Source organism: Chryseobacterium aurantiacum (genome assembly GCF_003020585.1).
GTDB lineage: Bacteria > Bacteroidota > Bacteroidia > Flavobacteriales > Weeksellaceae > Chryseobacterium > Chryseobacterium aurantiacum.
Genome location: NZ_PXUE01000009.1, coordinates 1 through 16,878, shown reverse-complemented (window position 1 = coordinate 16,878; position 16,878 = coordinate 1). Strand labels below are relative to the sequence as shown.

10 protein-coding genes and 1 rRNA gene are annotated in these 16,878 nt (G+C 35.8%); 2 read left to right on the top strand and 9 right to left on the bottom strand.

Features of this window, described 5'->3' with window-relative positions; translation table 11 throughout:
* Positions 1–14: 14 nt before the first annotated feature.
* Positions 15–2,021 (top strand): NAD-dependent DNA ligase LigA, encoded by a 2,007-nt coding sequence (ligA, locus tag C7D53_RS20280; protein ID WP_106918219.1) that lies wholly within the window; start codon positions 15–17, stop codon positions 2,019–2,021.
* Positions 2,022–2,218: 197 nt separating this feature from the next.
* Positions 2,219–4,684, top strand: coding sequence for a DUF7619 domain-containing protein (locus tag C7D53_RS20275; RefSeq protein ID WP_106918218.1), 2,466 nt, complete (start codon positions 2,219–2,221; stop codon positions 4,682–4,684).
* Positions 4,685–4,753: 69 nt separating this feature from the next.
* Here the strand turns inward: C7D53_RS20275 and C7D53_RS20270 are convergent, their stop codons facing one another.
* From C7D53_RS20270 to rrf, 9 genes are all read right to left on the bottom strand, one after another.
* Positions 4,754–5,218 carry a hypothetical protein gene (locus C7D53_RS20270; protein WP_106918217.1) on the bottom strand — a complete coding sequence of 155 codons (465 nt, stop codon included), beginning with the start codon at positions 5,216–5,218 and terminating at the stop codon, positions 4,754–4,756.
* Positions 5,219–5,305: 87 nt separating this feature from the next.
* Positions 5,306–7,021, bottom strand: coding sequence for an ATP-binding protein (locus C7D53_RS20265; RefSeq protein ID WP_106918216.1), 1,716 nt, complete (start codon positions 7,019–7,021; stop codon positions 5,306–5,308).
* Positions 7,022–7,026: 5 nt separating this feature from the next.
* Positions 7,027–8,136, bottom strand: a complete 1,110-nt coding sequence (locus tag C7D53_RS20260; RefSeq protein WP_106918215.1) for a histidine kinase — start codon at positions 8,134–8,136, stop codon at positions 7,027–7,029.
* A gap of 739 nt (positions 8,137–8,875) precedes the next feature.
* A complete protein-coding gene (locus C7D53_RS20255; protein WP_106918214.1) occupies positions 8,876–9,961 on the bottom strand; it encodes a porin in 1,086 nt (361 codons plus the stop codon).
* 12 nt (positions 9,962–9,973) lie between these two features.
* Positions 9,974–10,531, bottom strand: coding sequence for a potassium-transporting ATPase subunit KdpC (gene kdpC, locus C7D53_RS20250; protein ID WP_106918213.1), 558 nt, complete (start codon positions 10,529–10,531; stop codon positions 9,974–9,976).
* Positions 10,532–10,541: 10 nt separating this feature from the next.
* Positions 10,542–12,581 (bottom strand): potassium-transporting ATPase subunit KdpB, encoded by a 2,040-nt coding sequence (gene kdpB, locus C7D53_RS20245; protein ID WP_106918212.1) that lies wholly within the window; start codon positions 12,579–12,581, stop codon positions 10,542–10,544.
* Between the two features lie 180 nt (positions 12,582–12,761).
* Positions 12,762–14,456: a potassium-transporting ATPase subunit KdpA gene (gene kdpA, locus C7D53_RS20240; protein ID WP_106918211.1), complete on the bottom strand. Its 1,695-nt coding sequence runs from the start codon at positions 14,454–14,456 to the stop codon at positions 12,762–12,764.
* 438 nt (positions 14,457–14,894) lie between these two features.
* A complete protein-coding gene (locus tag C7D53_RS20230) occupies positions 14,895–16,220 on the bottom strand; it encodes a sigma-54-dependent transcriptional regulator (RefSeq protein WP_106918210.1) in 1,326 nt (441 codons plus the stop codon).
* Positions 16,221–16,598: 378 nt separating this feature from the next.
* Positions 16,599–16,706: ribosomal RNA gene (gene rrf, locus C7D53_RS20225) — 5S ribosomal RNA — on the bottom strand.
* Between the last annotated feature and the right edge of the window lie 172 nt (positions 16,707–16,878).

Genomic DNA, 16,878 nt, shown 5'->3' with positions numbered 1-16,878 from the left:
AAGATATAAAAGCAATGTCTGAAAACATTCAACAAAAAATAGAACAGCTCCGCAAAGAGCTGCATCAGCATAACGAAAACTACTACCTTCTGGATACTCCTACCATATCTGACTATGATTTTGATATGCTGTTGGAGGAACTTCAGGACCTTGAGGCGAAACACCCTGAGTTTTATGATGAAAACTCACCCACAATGCGTGTAGGAGGAGGCATCACAAAGGTTTTCCCTACCATTCAGCATAAATTCAGAATGTACTCATTGGATAATTCCTATGATTTTGATGATCTGGAAGATTGGGAAAAAAGAATCATTAAAGCAATTGATGAGCCTGTAGAATTTGTAGCAGAGCTTAAATATGATGGAGCTTCTATTTCCATTCTTTATGAAAACGGAAAGCTTATACAGGCAGTAACCCGTGGTGATGGGTTTCAGGGAGACGAGATCACTCCAAATGTCCGTACTATTTCAGATATTCCTTTGACCTTGAAAGGAGATTTCCCCTCTCAATTCTTTATGCGTGGTGAAATCTATTTAACCAGAAAAAACTTTGACAAGCTTAATAAACTTCGTGAGGAAGAGGGATTGGACCCGTTCATGAATCCCAGAAATACAGCAAGTGGAAGCTTGAAAATGCAGGACAGTGCTGAGGTAAGAAAACGTTCACTTTCTTCTGTACTGTATCAGTTTATCTCCGAAGAAGTTCCTGCAGAAACCCATTGGGAATTGCTTCAAAAGGCTCAGGGTTGGGGATTCAAGACTTCTCAGCAGGCCAAATTATGCAAAAGCCTTGATGAGGTAAAGGAATTTATAACGTTCTGGGATACGGAGCGCCACAATCTCCCATTCGAAATTGATGGAATTGTTTTAAAGGTAAACTCTCTGCATCAGCAAAGACAACTGGGATATACTGCCAAATCTCCGCGTTGGGCAATGGCTTACAAATTTAAAGCAGAAAAGGTAGAAACAGAGCTTCAGAGCGTTTCTTATCAGGTAGGAAGAACAGGGGCTATCACTCCTGTTGCCAACTTAAAGCCAGTTTTATTAGCCGGAACTATTGTAAAAAGAGCTTCTCTGCATAATGAAGATATTATCAAAAAGCTGGATCTTCATGAAAATGACTTTGTTTATGTAGAAAAAGGAGGTGAGATTATTCCAAAAATTGTAGGAGTAAATACAGATAAAAGAACAGAGGAAAGTAGAGAAATAGAATACCTCAAACATTGCCCGGAATGTGGAACTGAATTGGTTAAAATTGAAGATCAGGCCATCCATTTCTGTCCGAACGAACTTCACTGTCCGCCTCAGGTTGTAGGAAGAATGATTCACTATGTTTCAAGAAAGGCTTTAAATATTGAAAATCTGGGAAGTGAAACCATTGAGCAACTTTACAGAGAAAAATTGGTTGAGAATCCTGCCGATTTCTATGTTTTGACAAAGGAACAGCTTCTACCACTGGAAAGAATGGCGGAAAAATCTGCCCAGAATATTATTAGCGGAGTTGAAAAATCGAAGGATATCCCATTTGAAAAAGTCTTGTACGGGATTGGAATCAAGCATGTAGGAGAAACGGTAGCCAAAAAACTGGTCAAAAACTTCCCTACTATTGAGGAATTGAAAAATGCAACTGTTGAAGAACTTTGTCAGGTGGAGGATATCGGAGCTAAAATTGCGGTAAGCATTGTAGACTTCTTCCAAAACACTGAAAATCTATTGATGATCGAGCGTTTGAAATCTTATGGAGTTCAGCTTGAAAAAGGAGAAAGCACGAATGAAGTTCTATCCAATGTATTGGAAGGAAAAGCTTTCCTCTTTACCGGAAAATTATCTTTATTTACAAGAGAACAGGCCGAAGAAATGGTAGAAAAACATGGTGGAAAAAACATTTCTGCGGTTTCTAAAAATCTAAACTACCTTGTTGTAGGAGAAAAAGCCGGAAGTAAGCTGAAGAAAGCTCAGGACATCGGAACGATTATCATCCTGGATGAGCAAGAGTTCTTGGATTTGATTGAGAAGCAATAATGACTAATTATTTTATAAGTTAATATGATATAAAGCTGTGATAAATTTCACAGCTTTTTTTGTTTCATTAATTGGACGAGGTTATTTTAAATCAGATAAAAACAAAGCGTAAAAAATACAAAGTAATCACTTAAAAGTTTACATTTGCTTTTGATTTGTAATCAAATAATAAAAACTAAAACGTAACCATCTTAACCATGAAAAAACTCTACTCAGTTATTCTACTGACTATATTTTCTATCCTTCAGTCACAGATTGTCAATATTCCCGATGCTAATTTTAAAGCAAAATTATTGTCAGCAGATGTTACCAATAGTATTGCATCAACAAATTCCGGTAATTTCAACATGAAAATTGATACGAATAACAATGGAGAAATTGAAATATCCGAAGCTTTACAGGTAGGAAAACTGCGACTTTATGGTGGAGGAATATCAGATCTGACAGGAATCTCTGCCTTTGGAAATTTAGGAGGGCTGGATATTTCCGGGAATAATATATCATCCCTAAATCTGAGCTCTAATCCTTTTTTATCAGAATTAAGTTTTGATGGAATGTTACAGCTAAATTCCCTGAATCTTACCAACTGTAATAATATATACAGGTTTTATTGCAATAATACAGCATTAACTTCATTGGATTTACAAAATAGACTCTCTTTAAAATATTTGTACATTTTTAATACCCCTTTAACCCATGTCAATATTTCCGGATCTTCAAATATTGTAGAATTGGATATAGAAAATACACAACTTACAACATTTGATGCTTCTAATCTGCAGAGTATTTTTGTTTTTTACCTGAAAAACAATTCTTTGCTTTCATCCATTAACTTTGCAAATTCCAACATGGAGATCATAGATGTCAGCAAAAATAATCTATCAGCTCTCAATATTCAAAATCAAAGCAAGCTTCGTGTTGTTTACTGTGAAAACAATCACTTAACAAACTTAAGTATGCCCGGTTGCCCCGATATGAAAATGATTTATTGCGGATACAATCAGCTCACAAGCCTTAATCTCTCCATATATCCTCTTTTAAATACACTCAATTGTAATAATAATTCAATTCAATCTCTTGATCTATCCCAAAATCCTGAATTTTATAATATCAACTGCAGCTCAAACAATATGAGTTTTCTTAATTTAAAAAATGGTAAAGCTCAGCAAAATAACGGAACAGGTATAGTTTTTAATCCCAATCTTGTAATTTGTTGCGATTACAATGAACAGGATATGATACAAGGTATGATAGATAGTTCCAATTATTTTTTCTCCACTTATAAAACAACAAATTATTGCTCATTTACTCCGGGCGGAATATTCTATGTCGCTCAGGGAAATACAAAATATGACAGTAACAATAATGGCTGTGACATTGGTGATCCGGGTAAAGCATTGCAAAAATTTAATATTACAAGTGCAACTACTTCAGGAAGTTTCATAGGAAATACTTCAGCTAATTATTCAATTCCACTACAGTCCGGAATACATACTCTTACCCCTGTGTTAGAAAACCCTAATTATTTTACAGTCACTCCACCTTCCATAAGCGTCAACTTTCCCAATCAACCTAGTCCTGTAGTACAAAATTTCTGTTTGACAGCCAATGGCACTCATAATGACCTTGAAGTTACTGTTATCCCAATAATATCTGCAGTTCCCGGATTTGACACTCAATATAAAATAGTTTATAAAAACAAAGGAACAGGAGCACAATCCGGAAATATTTATTTTAATTTTGATCAGAATCGAATGGTTTATCAGAATGCAACAGTAGCTCCCGCTTCTCAATCTACAGGAGTTCTCGGCTGGAATTTCACTAATCTTCTTCCTTTTGAAACAAGAGAAATCACGGCCACTCTAAAGTTAAATACTCCAACACATACTACCCCTGTGAATAGTGGTGACATTCTACATTATGTAGCACAAATCAATGGAGCAACAGATGAAAAACCTCTTGACAATCGTTTTACATTACATCAAACAGTTGTTAATTCTTTTGATCCTAATGATAAAACTTGTCTTGAGGGAACGTCTATTGCAAAAACCCAAGTTGGAGATTATGTTCATTATCTGATTCGATTTGAAAATACAGGAACAGGCAATGCCAAAAACATCGTCGTAAAGGATGAAATTGATATTTCAAAATTTGATCTGTCTTCTCTGGTTGCATTAAACGGAAGCCATAATTTTGTAACAGAAATCAGATCTCCGAATATTGTAGAATTTATTTTTGAAAATATTCAGCTTCCTTTTGATAATGACCATAATGATGGATATGTTGCATTCAAGATAAAGACAAAATCTACTTTGAATATTGGAGATACTTTCAGTAATACGGCAAAAATTTACTTTGATTATAATGCTCCTATTGTAACCAACACGTATACAACATCAGTTGAAAGTACATTGGCTACTTCCGAGACCGAAAATAACAAGAATAGAATAAGCATCTATCCTAATCCTGCAAAAGATATACTGTATGTTAAATCTACCAATGAAGTGACTAAAGTTGAAATTTATGATACAGCCGGAAGAGTTATTACTTCTATGGGAACAAAAGGAAACTCAGTAGACGTTTCTCATCTGCCTAAAGGAAATTATCTGATTAAATTATTCTTAAAAGATAAAGTTTCACTATTGAAGTTCATTAAAGATTAAGATTACAAAACAAACTATAACAAAGGCTGCAAATGATTTTCGCAGCCTTTTATATTTAGTAAAGGTATATTATTTAAATACAAGAATTGTATAAGGATTGTTTACGCCGGCTTTGGGGGTAATCAGCCTGATGTGTTCTTTATTTTTATAATAATCTATATAAGAGTCTTTGGTGATGGTCTTTCCTTTTTCCGTCTCCTTATAGCCGGAAGCCAGGATTATTTTAAGGTATTGATCATATTCTTTTTTAGTCTTAAATTCATACTCAATTCTGTCCTCCGATTTTTCTTCTGCAAATACAAATTTCCCAATCTTAGATTTGTAGTCGGGAGCCTCATATTCGTTTAAAACGAAACCTAAGCCTTCTGTTTTGTCATAAAAACCATAGTTAAGCTTTTTCATTTCCTTTTTAAAATCAGACATTTCAAGCTTATTGAATGCTGCAAGCTCCTCTAATGTAAAAGTCTGGGCAGAAATCTGCGTACTCATTATGATGAAGAATAATACAATGAATAGATTTATTTTTTTTCTCATATCATTAATTTGTCAGCAAATATAAAAGAATATTGGCCAATCATTTTTTTAATAAACCGAGTTCTTTCTCATCAAAACATATAAAATTTAAGCAACCGGTAACCTGAAATAAAAGGTACTTCCATTATTCAGCGTACTCTTCACTCCAATTTCGCCATTTTGTTTTTCGATGAAATTTTTTGAGATTGCCAGACCAAGTCCGGTTCCATTCTGATGTTCTCCAGGAACCTGAAAATAACGATCAAAGATCTGACGATGATACTTTTCATCAATACCACTTCCAGTGTCCTTAATATTAAATTGGATGAATGACTCGTCTCTTTCCACTATAATTTGGATGCTTTCGTCCTGAAAAGAATGTTTTATGGCATTGGTAAGAAAGTTATTCATTACCCAAACTGTTTTGTCAAAATCTGCTGTTATAAAATCTGTTTCTTCCGATAAATAGTCCGTACTGATTGAAATGTTCTTCTGTTCTGCCAGTTTTTCGACATTTTTTACGGCTGTCTGTACAATTTCCTTCGGTGAACATTTTTCAACCATTAATCGAATATTTCCGGATTCTACCTGCGAAAGATTCAGAAGTTCACCTGTAATATCCAACAAACGCTGTCCATCTTCATTGATACTTTTGAGCAGCTCCTGCTGCTGTGCATTAAGTTCTCCAAATTTTTGATTGCCCAATAACTGTACGCCCATTTTTATAGCTGATATTGGAGTTTTCAGTTCATGTGAAATAGTGGCAATAAAGTTAGTTTTAGCAAAATCCAGTTCCTTGAAAGGGGTAATATTTCGCAGCAAAATTACTTTACCAATATATTTCTTCTCCTTTTCTCCGGTTCTCACAATATTGATGGGCACAATATCCTGTTCAAAATAATTTTCTTTGTTGTCTCTGACAATCTTAATAGGCTCTTTAACCGGATGATCGATATTTTTCAGCAATTCCCGCATCAAATCATTATTCACCGCAACTTCATGAGCCGTTTTTCCGATAATCTCCTCTTTACGAAGATTGGTAATTTTTAAGGCTTCATCATTAATCATATAGATAAAATGATTTTCATCCAGGCCAATTACTGCATCATGCATGTTATTCACCAATGTTTCAATCCGTTTTTTCTCCATCAATTGCTGGGAAAGAGTACTGCTTTCATATTCCTGAAGCTTTTCGGCCATCACATTAAAAGACTCTGCAAGGCTGTTAAATTCCTCACTTCCTTTAAAATGGACCCTTTCATTATAGTTTTTATCAGCAATTTGTCTGATACTGAATGTTAATTGATTGATAGGTTCTGCAATGGTCTGTGGCAGGTTGAAAAGCAAAATAAAAGCAATTAAAAAACATACCGTTCCCAGGCTGACAATCCAAAAGGTGGCATTTTCTGCTGTAATAATGGCAATATCACTTTTTCTTTCAATCCCTTTCATATTGAGGGACATTATTTTTGCCAGATCTTCCCGAATCAGTTTTTCCTTATTGAAATTAGGTTCTTTTAAATAACTATTGAAATGCAGATTCAGATTCTGGGTAGCCTCTTTCTCTCCAAACTCAGTAAGATTTTTTTCCTGAAGCTTGTTATTTTTCTGAAAGTCTGCAATGGCCACAGTACTATCAATACTTATATGGTCCAGTGCGAGAAGCATATTTTTGGAAAATTCCAGACTGTTATAATTGGCCGTAAGGATCTTCTCTGTGTCAGATTTTAATTTATTGATATATACAGAACCTATTACTGAAAGCAGAACAATCAGTAAGAATAAAAGGCCGACGCCTAAGGTAAGTTTTGTTTTAAGTTTCATTACTTTTACGATAAAATAATAATATCTATCTGTCTTTCATTCAGCCCGTTCATTAGGCTATAAATCCAGCTGTATCCAAACAGACGCTGCCAGAGTTTTGCATGGGGTTTTCCGATACAGACCGTTGTGATATTATGGGCAATTACATATTCAAGAATTCCGTTATGAACACTGCTTTCTTTTATTCGGACAACCTTGGCACCCAATTCCTGTGCTAAATTAAAATTATTAATCAAATACCGCTGTTTATCCAATGCAATTTTTTCAGGATTTTCAGAGGGTTTCTGAATGTATAAAACGATCCACTGGCTATTGTAATAGCTTGCCAATCTTGCTGTTTTACGAATGATTGTTTTAGCAATCTTCTCATTACTGCTGATACAGGCCAAAAATTTTATGGGTTTAAAATTCTCCGTTTTAATCTCAGTTTCCACTTTCCTTTCCACATGGGTTGCAACTTCCTTTAGAGCAAGCTCACGAAGCTGTAAAATATGTCCGCTTTGGAAAAAATTACTGAGCGCCGTCTGAATTTTTTCTTTTTTATAGATTTTTCCTTCTTTTAATCTGGTCAGCAATTCGTCAGCAGTGAGGTCAATATTCACTACTTCATCAGCCAATGCCAGAATTTTATCGGGAACTCTTTCTGTAACTTCAACTCCTGTTATTATTTTTACTTCCTCATTCAGACTTTCAATATGCTGGATATTCATGGCACTGATGACATTGATCCCATTATCCAGAATTTCCAAAACATCCTGCCATCTTTTTTTATTTTTGGACCCTTCTACATTAGTATGAGCAAGCTCATCCACCAGAACAACTTCAGGATGTTCATTAATAATAGCCTGAAGATCCATTTCCTCTAGATTTTTCCCCTTATAAAAGACTGATTTTCTTCCTATTTCCGGAAGTCCCTCTACAAGAGCTACCGTTTCTTCCCGATCATGGGTTTCTATGTAGCCTATCTTTACATCAATGCCGTTTCGTAAAAGGGAATGAGCTTCCTGAAGCATTCGGAATGTTTTTCCGACACCTGCACTCATCCCAATATAGATCTTAAATTTCCCTTTTCGGGATTTTTGGATCAGTTCTAAAAAATGTTTTGCTGATGACATTGATTATTACTTTTTTCAGTATTAAGTTATTATATATTTTTTGAACCACAAAAGTCACAAAAGCGTTCTTTAATAAGATTACTTATAATAAAACATTTTGGGACTTTTACTTTCTAAAGATTCCTGTAAAGCTTATTATCTTTTTTACACTTTAGTTATTTTAAGAGACTGCTAACTGTTTAATAAGAACACTTTAGTTTTGAAAATCATTGATTTTCATCTTATGTGAACTTTTACAGAATTCTTTTTAAATTACTTAAGTGAGCTAAAGTGTCTTATAATAAAGGTTTTTGGGACTTTTACCTTCTAAACATTCCTGTAAAGCTTATTATCTTTTTTACACTTTAGTTATTTTAAGAGACTGCTAACTGTTTAATAAGAACACTTTAGTTTTGAAAATCATTGATTTTCATATTATGTGAGCTTTTACAGAATTCTTTTTAAATTACTTAAGTGAGCTAAAGTGTCTTATAATAAAGGTTTTTGGGGCTTTTGCCGTCTAAACATTCCTGTAAAGCTTATTATCTTTTTTACACTTTAGTTATTTTAAGGGACTGCTAATTGTTTAATAAGAACACTTTAGTTTTGAAAATCATTGATTTTCATCTTATGTGAACTTTTACAGAATTCTTTTTTTTAAATTACTTAAGTGAGCTAAAGTGTCTTATAATAAAGGCTTTTGTGACTTTTATGGTTACTTTTTTCATCGGCATAAAGCCTCTAATTTCTAATCTCTCCTTTAAAACCAGGCTGCCAGACTCGTTGTAATAAAGAAATTCCCTTGTTTCAATCCGTCATTCTTAACAAAAATGGCATCTTTAGAAGTAAAACCTCGTGCTTCTGTACGGAAAACCACATTCTTAAAAATAGCATAATCTACGTTCAGTGAATATCCAAAAGTTTGAAACCCATTAGGAGTTCCTGTACTTATAATTACTCCATTTTTATCATTATAATATTCCAGTCTTCCAGCCAATGCCCATTTATTATCAAGTTGATATTTCATCTGTACATTGGGGCTGTACCAGATATTATACTGCTCACTTCCTTTTAGCTTCTGCTCTGCTCCAATATCAAATCCAAGCAATGCTGAAAACTGATCTGTCAGTTGAAAACTTCCATATAAATCATGGAAATAGCGCATTCTCTTTTCATTTTTAGCTTTATCGTTTCCAATAAATGAGCTGCTGTTTAAGGTAATCTTATCATTAGGTTTGTAGGTTAGCTGATGACCGAAAGAAACACTCTGATTTCCCTCCGCTTTAGCAATACGCTGCCAACCGTTTAGAACCAAACCACTTAAAAACCATTTTCCATTGTCTGAAGTATAGGAAATCTTAGCGCCGGTTTCAAAATAAGGCGAATTTTCGGCAGCAAAACTTCTTGTAAGATTAATATTATCCTTGCCTATAGCACTTTCCCAACCAATATGGGATGGCATAATCCCTGCATCAATCCATAAATTTTTATTTTTTGAAATTTTGATTCCAATATTCGCTTCATTCATATATCGCAAAGCTCCTTGTTCTGCAACCATATTGTCCTGTGCATAGGTTCCTCCCATTAAAGCAATGTTTGCACGAAGATTATCACTCTGGTAGTTTGCTTTTATAAGTCCTAAATTAAGATTCAACTCATTATGCCTGTTGTATGAGTATAAAAAATTCTGACGAAGATGATTGTTTGGTTCATTAAAATCATAAGTGTAAAAAAGTTCTGCATAGGCAGAAAATGTTACCTTATTTCCTATTTTTAATGAATCGGATGATTGTGCTTTTGGGAAGAATACCCCCAACAACAATCCTATAATTAGATATTTTTTCACGTTAGTTTTATATTATTTTAATTGGTCTAAAGCAATGTTAAGCTTCAGTACATTTACTTTTGATGGTCCAAGAATTCCTAAAAACGGTTTCTCAGTCTGTTTTTTTATTAAACTATTGATTTGCTCTTCAGAAAGGCTTCTCACTTTTGCAATTCTCTTTGCCTGATATAAAGCCCCCTCCTCAGAGATGTCAGGATCCAGCCCGCTACCACTTGCTGTAGCTAATTCTACAGGAACTTTAGTATTTCCCATCTCAGGATTTTGAAGCTTTAGAGTATCTATCCTTTTTTGTACAGTTTCCAGATATTCTTCATTGCTAGGGCCTTTATTACTCCCTCCACTTCCTGCTGCATTATAGTTTACAGAAGACGGACGGCCATGGAAGTATTTTTCAGATTTAAATTCCTGACCGATATTAGCATAGAATTTCTGGCCATTATGAGTGATAATTTCTGCATTTCCCTGAGTAGGTAATATTTTTGACGCTCCATAGGTAATGACCAAATAGATTCCTACAACGACCAACATTACAAGAGTTAATCTGAATGCTGAAACAATATGATTTTTCATTTTTAAAATTTTAATAGAATAAACTAATCAGTAAATCAATGATTTTGATTCCAATGAATGGAACAATTACACCACCCAAACCGTATATCAAAAGGTTTCTTCTCAATAATGCACTGGCACCAATCGGCTTGTAGGCCACTCCTTTCAAAGCCAGAGGAATAAGGAAAGGAATAATCACCGCATTGAAAATAACCGCAGATAATATGGCTGTTTCCGGACTATGAAGATTCATGATATTTAACTTCTGAAGAGATGGAATAAAAGTGATAAACAGAGCAGGAATAATGGCAAAATATTTTGCTACATCATTGGCAATACTGAATGTAGTTAATGTTCCACGAGTCATTAGCAACTGTTTTCCAATCTCTACAATTTCAATCAGCTTGGTAGGGTCATTATCCAGATCCACCATGTTACCGGCCTCTTTTGCAGCCTGTGTTCCGCTGTTCATGGCTACTCCTACATCTGCTTGAGCCAATGCGGGAGCATCATTGGTACCGTCTCCCATCATGGCAACCAGTTTGCCTTCCTGTTGTTCTTTCTTGATGTAATTCATTTTATCCTCAGGCTTGGCTTCGGCAATGAAATCATCTACTCCAGCTTTTTCTGCGATAAATTTTGCAGTTAAAGGATTATCTCCGGTTACCATTACCGTTTTTACTCCCATTTTTCTCAATCTTTGAAAACGTTCCTGAATTCCGGTTTTAATGATATCCTGAAGTTCGATTACTCCCCATACTTTTTCGTTTACAGATACTACTAAAGGAGTTCCACCATTTTCAGCAATTTTGGTCACAGCATCCTGTGTTTCCTGTGGGAAGATATTCCCGTTTTTTTCAGTCAGTTTTTTTATTGTATCGTAGGCTCCTTTTCTGATTCTGGTATCCTCAAAATCAATTCCCGAAGTTCTCGTTTCCGCTGTAAAATCTATATAAACCGGATTAGGAACCAATAAATCCTCTGATTTCAACTGGCTAAGCTCTATAATTGATTTTCCTTCAGGGGTTTCATCGGCTACAGAACTTAATGCAGAAGCCTTAATAAAGTCTTCAAGTTGAATTCCCTCGGCAGGATGAAATTGTGTAGCTTTACGATTTCCGATAGTGATTGTTCCTGTTTTATCCAGCAAAAGAACATCAATATCCCCCGCAGTTTCCACTGCTTTTCCGCTTTTAGTAATTACATTGGCTCTTAGTGCTCTATCCATTCCTGCTATTCCGATTGCAGAAAGCAGACCTCCGATTGTTGTCGGAATAAGACAAACGAAAAGTGAAATAAATGCCGCAATGGTAATCGGAGTCTGCGCATAATCTGCAAAAGGCTTTAAAGTGAGGGTAACAATTATAAATGTAAGGGTAAACCCGGCTAAGAGTATAGTTAATGCGATTTCGTTAGGTGTTTTCTGTCTTGATGCCCCTTCTACAAGGGCAATCATTTTATCTAAAAAGGATTCTCCCGGTTTTGTGGTTACTTTTACCTTAATTCTGTCAGACAATACCTTTGTACCGCCTGTTACAGAACTTTTATCTCCACCTGCTTCACGAATTACAGGAGCACTTTCTCCGGTAATGGCAGATTCGTCAATGGTTGCCAATCCCTCGATGATCTCACCATCCATTGGGATTTGGTCTCCTGCTTCACAAAGAAAAATATCTCCCAACTTCATTTCTGCCGACATTTTTAACGCTGTTTCTACCTGAAATCCAGGTTTATTATCAACAACTAACTTGGCAGGGGTTTCTTCGCGGGTTTTTCTAAGGGTATCAGCCTGTGCTTTTCCTCTGGCCTCGGCAATAGCTTCCGCAAAATTGGCAAATAAAACGGTGAAAAATAAAATTATAAATACGAAGAAATTATAGGAGAAGCTTCCCTGGGTTTTATCACCAGCCAAGCTGAACATGCTTACAACAAACATGACGACAGTTCCGATCTCCACCAGAAACATTACTGGATTTTTAAACATAATTTTCGGATTCAGTTTCACGAAGGACTGTTTAATCGCTTCGTTTACCAGATCTCTTTGAAACAATGTTTGTGATTGATTTTTCATTTTTTTGAAAGAGTTTATAGCATTGTAAATCAATAATAACCATCAAGGCAAACTAAAATTATTAAGAAATAGAAATGGATAATATTATGTAGTGAATGTTTCGGTAGTTTAGACTAGCATTCCTAAATACTTCAGCTCCCTTAATGGTTGGGTATTGACTTTAATTTTTAATGTTCACTTTTATTTAGAGAAATACTGGATCTGCTCAGCAATAGGTCCTAAGGTTAATGCAGGGAAGAATGATAGTGCTGCAATAAGCAGAATCACCGCCAATGTCATAAACCCGAAAGTTGCTGTATCCGTTTTTAATGTTCCCGAACTTTCCGGAATATATTTTTTCTGGGCCAATAATCCAGCAATGGCTATCGGCCCTATAATCGGAATGAATCTGGAAAGTAACAGTACAATTCCTGTTGAAATATTCCACCATGGGGTATTATCTCCCAGCCCCTCGAATCCTGAACCGTTATTGGCAGAAGAAGAGGTAAACTCATACAGCATTTCACTGAACCCATGAAAACCAGGGTTATTCAATGTTTTTGCACCAAATTCCGGTAAATAGGCTGTTAATGCAGTTCCCACAAGAATTAAAAAAGGATGGAACAAGGCCACAATCATAGCGATCTTCATTTCTTTGGCCTCAATTTTCTTCCCCATAAATTCGGGCGTTCTTCCCACCATCAGGCCACTGATAAATACAGCGAGAATGATAAAAATAAAGTAATTCAGAATTCCTACTCCACAACCGCCATAGAAGCAGTTTATCATCATGGCAAGAAGCTCATTCATCCCTGAAAGCGGCATTGTACTGTCATGCATTGAGTTTACAGAACCTGTTGAAATAACAGTGGTTGCAATACTCCAATATCCTGATGCAGCACTTCCAAAACGAATTTCTTTTCCCTCCATGGCTCCAAGGCTGCTATCAGCACCCATCTTTGTAATCAAAGGGTTTCCGCCGGTTTCATTAACGACGTTTGGAATGGTAAGGGCTAAAAAACCAACAGTCATTACAGTGAAAATAACCCATGAAAGTTTTCTTTTCTTTAAATAAAAACCTAATGCAAAAACCAACGCAAACGGAATGATCATCTGAGTGACCATTTCTGTCATATTCGTTATATAGTTGGGATTTTCAAGGGGGTGTGCCGAGTTGGCTCCAAAGAAGCCTCCGCCATTGGTTCCAAGATGTTTAATTGCAACAAAAGCCGCTACTGGTCCTCTGGAAACATCTATTTTTTGCCCCTCTAAAGTAGTAATGTGATCTTTACCTTCAAAAGTCATCGGACTTCCGTTTATAGAAAGAATTAAAGCTACAATTATACTTATCGGAACTAAAATTCTGATCATTGATTTGGTAAAATAATCGTAAAAATTACCAAGTTCTGTAGCCGTTTTTTCTTTAAAAGCTTTAAAAAGAACAGCCATTGCAGCCATTCCCGTTGCAGCAGTTACAAACTGTAAAAACATCAGATAAAGCTGACTCAGATAACTTACTCCTGTTTCCCCCGAATAGTGCTGTAGGTTACAGTTAACTAAAAATGAAATGGTTGTATTAAAAGCCAGATCAGGAGACATATTGGGGTTTCCATCAGGATTTAAAGGAAGCCAGGCCTGATTTAGCAGAAGCAAAAATCCAATGATAAACCAAACCAGATTAATTGCCAGCATGGCATACATATTCTGTTTCCAATTCATCTGACGGTTAGGATTAATTCCCGATATTTTATAAATTAACTTTTCAATCGGCTGAAAAACCGAATCAAGAAAAGTTTTCTTGTATCCATAGACATTAGCAATGTATTTACCCAAAAATATCCCGATAACTAATGTAATAGCAAACATTGCTATGATGCCTAAAATTTCTGTACTCATGATCTCTTAAAATTTTTCAGGTTTCATTAAAACATAACAGATATACACAAAGGCAAGTATTGAAAGGAAAAATAAACTCCACATAATTTTATATTCTATCAAAAAATTCAACTGATTTATATAAAAGCCAAAACAATACTGCAAAAAGCAGAATCAAACTTATGAGCATCATATTTTTATTATTAAGGTTAAAAGAGTAAACAATACATACGATACAATCAGCAAACTCAAAGTGGAATGCTCACGTTTTTTGAACGTTTTTCTTGAAATTGTCATTTTTAAATATTTTATTCGGGTACTATATGCCAAAAGAAAGTCCAAATTAGAATTAATCAACATAACAAACTAGAAAACAAAGCATTAACCAAAAATATCTAACGGTATAAAAACAAAAAAGCCTATCAAAATGATAGGCTCTTTATTAAAATGATAAAATGTTTATTTTAAACCGTATTCTTCCAGTTTACGATACAGCGTCGCGATTCCAATTTCTAAGAGTCTGGCCGCTTCTGCCTTATTACCTTTTGTATATTGCAATACTTTCTGTATATGAATTTTTTCAAGGGTTCTCATGCTTAAGGAATCACATTCAGGAACCGTTTTTTCAGAATAGTGAGGAAGACTTTCAGCATCCAGCACATTATCGTTCATTAAAATCAGACTTCGCTCCACAGCATTCCTCAATTCACGGATATTACCTTTCCAGTCATTTTTCTCCAATGCCTTGTAATAGTCAGGGTTTACCTGAATAGAGGATAAATGAAGCTTATGGGAAAATAGATCAATGAAATTTTTTGTCAATATTTTTAAATCCTCCTTTCTGTCTCTTAATGCAGGAAGGCCAATTTCAAAAACATTTAATCTGAAATATAAGTCTTCTCTAAAGTTCCCTTGTCTAATTTCTTCTTCAAGATTTCTGTTGGTTGCGGCAATCAACCTAAAATCAGATTTAGAAACCTTGGTCTCTCCCATTTTGATAAACTCTTTGGTTTCAAGAACTCTCAGCAGCTTTGCCTGAAGCTCTATCGGCATTTCACCAATTTCATCCAAGAATAATGTTCCGCCATTGGCTTCCTCAATCAATCCTTTCTTATCTCTTAAAGCACCCGTAAAAGCACCCTGTTTATGTCCAAAAAGCTCACTTTCAAGAATTTCTTTACTGAATGCGGAGCAATTAATAGCAACAAAACTATTTTTCTTTCGGTCACTTCCCTCATGGATAGCATTCGCAAAAACTTCCTTACCCGTTCCTGTTTCACCCGTTAAAAGAACAGCAGCGTCGGTTAAAGCTACTTTCTCAGCCAATTTCTTTGCATGTAAAATCAAGGGAGAATTACCAATAACCTGTGCAAATCCTTTTACAGTGGGAGATAACTGAATCGTTCTGGATTTGTTATCTTTAACCTTTTCTAGGGCTTTATACACCAAGGGAATAATCTTCTCGTTGTCATCACCCTTTACCAGATAGTCATAGGCCCCATTCTTCATCGCCTGAACAGCATCTGTAATATTTCCAAATGCCGTCATTAGGATGATTTCAAGATGTGGATATTTCGTCTTAATTGATTTTATAAGATCTACCCCAAAAGCATCAGGGAGCCGGACATCGCTCAACACAACATCAAAATCATACTGCTCCAGCATTGTCATTGCAGAACGTGCCGTAGAAGCTTCTTTTACATTAAAATTTTCTTGGGAAAGGATCATTCCTAATAACTTTAGGAGCTTGATCTCATCATCGATGATCAGAATGTTTCCGGACATTATAATTATTTTAGGAAAACTGATACAAACTTATTGATTTTATTCGAGTAAAGCCCCTTTACAAAGGGAAATTCTTTTCATAAATTATAAGAGGAGCCTAATCCCGCTATCCACTCATACTCCTCGCGCCTAGGCTTCCAACAGCCTTGTCCTTGTGGCCCTTTTTTCCTGCTGCGGGGTAACCGCTGCTATCGGGGCTAGTGACAGGCAGTGAATATAATAATAATGATGGACCTTGGTTGATCTTTGGCCTTGGTTGTTGCCTTCCCGGTGCAGGTGGGGCATACGGTGTGGGGTGCCTCTAGGATTTTTGCAGGTTCACCTATGTGCACAAAAAAAGTCCCATGCTTTTGCATGAGACTTTAAAAATAAAATAAAAACTGGCGGCGGCCTACTCTCCCGCTTTCGCAGTACCATCGGCGCTGGTGGGCTTAACTTCTGTGTTCGGAATGGGAACAGGTGAGCCCCACCGCTAAAACCACCCTAAAGGTTGTATATAAGATATCAGTCCATGGATATCAGAGTGCAGACCTATTGGTCTGTGATCTGATGCCTGTTGTCTGACACCTGGTTTTAATCGATAAAAACTTTCACAAAGAGGTAACCTTGCTGCACTTCCGTGCGCCATATTAGGCTATAAATCTACGGGTAATTAGTA

What these genes read in the sequence shown, in the direction of transcription:
- ligA (WP_106918219.1), top strand. Translation starts at nt 15, where the DNA reads ATGTCTGAAAACATTCAACAAAAAATAGAACAGCTCCGCAAAGAGCTG.
- C7D53_RS20275 (WP_106918218.1), top strand. Translation starts at nt 2,219, where the DNA reads ATGAAAAAACTCTACTCAGTTATTCTACTGACTATATTTTCTATCCTT.
- C7D53_RS20270 (WP_106918217.1), bottom strand. Translation starts at nt 5,218, where the DNA reads ATGAGAAAAAAAATAAATCTATTCATTGTATTATTCTTCATCATAATG.
- C7D53_RS20265 (WP_106918216.1), bottom strand. Translation starts at nt 7,021, where the DNA reads ATGAAACTTAAAACAAAACTTACCTTAGGCGTCGGCCTTTTATTCTTA.
- C7D53_RS20260 (WP_106918215.1), bottom strand. Translation starts at nt 8,136, where the DNA reads ATGTCATCAGCAAAACATTTTTTAGAACTGATCCAAAAATCCCGAAAA.
- kdpC (WP_106918213.1), bottom strand. Translation starts at nt 10,531, where the DNA reads ATGAAAAATCATATTGTTTCAGCATTCAGATTAACTCTTGTAATGTTG.
- kdpB (WP_106918212.1), bottom strand. Translation starts at nt 12,581, where the DNA reads ATGAAAAATCAATCACAAACATTGTTTCAAAGAGATCTGGTAAACGAA.
- kdpA (WP_106918211.1), bottom strand. Translation starts at nt 14,456, where the DNA reads ATGAGTACAGAAATTTTAGGCATCATAGCAATGTTTGCTATTACATTA.
- C7D53_RS20230 (WP_106918210.1), bottom strand. Translation starts at nt 16,220, where the DNA reads ATGTCCGGAAACATTCTGATCATCGATGATGAGATCAAGCTCCTAAAG.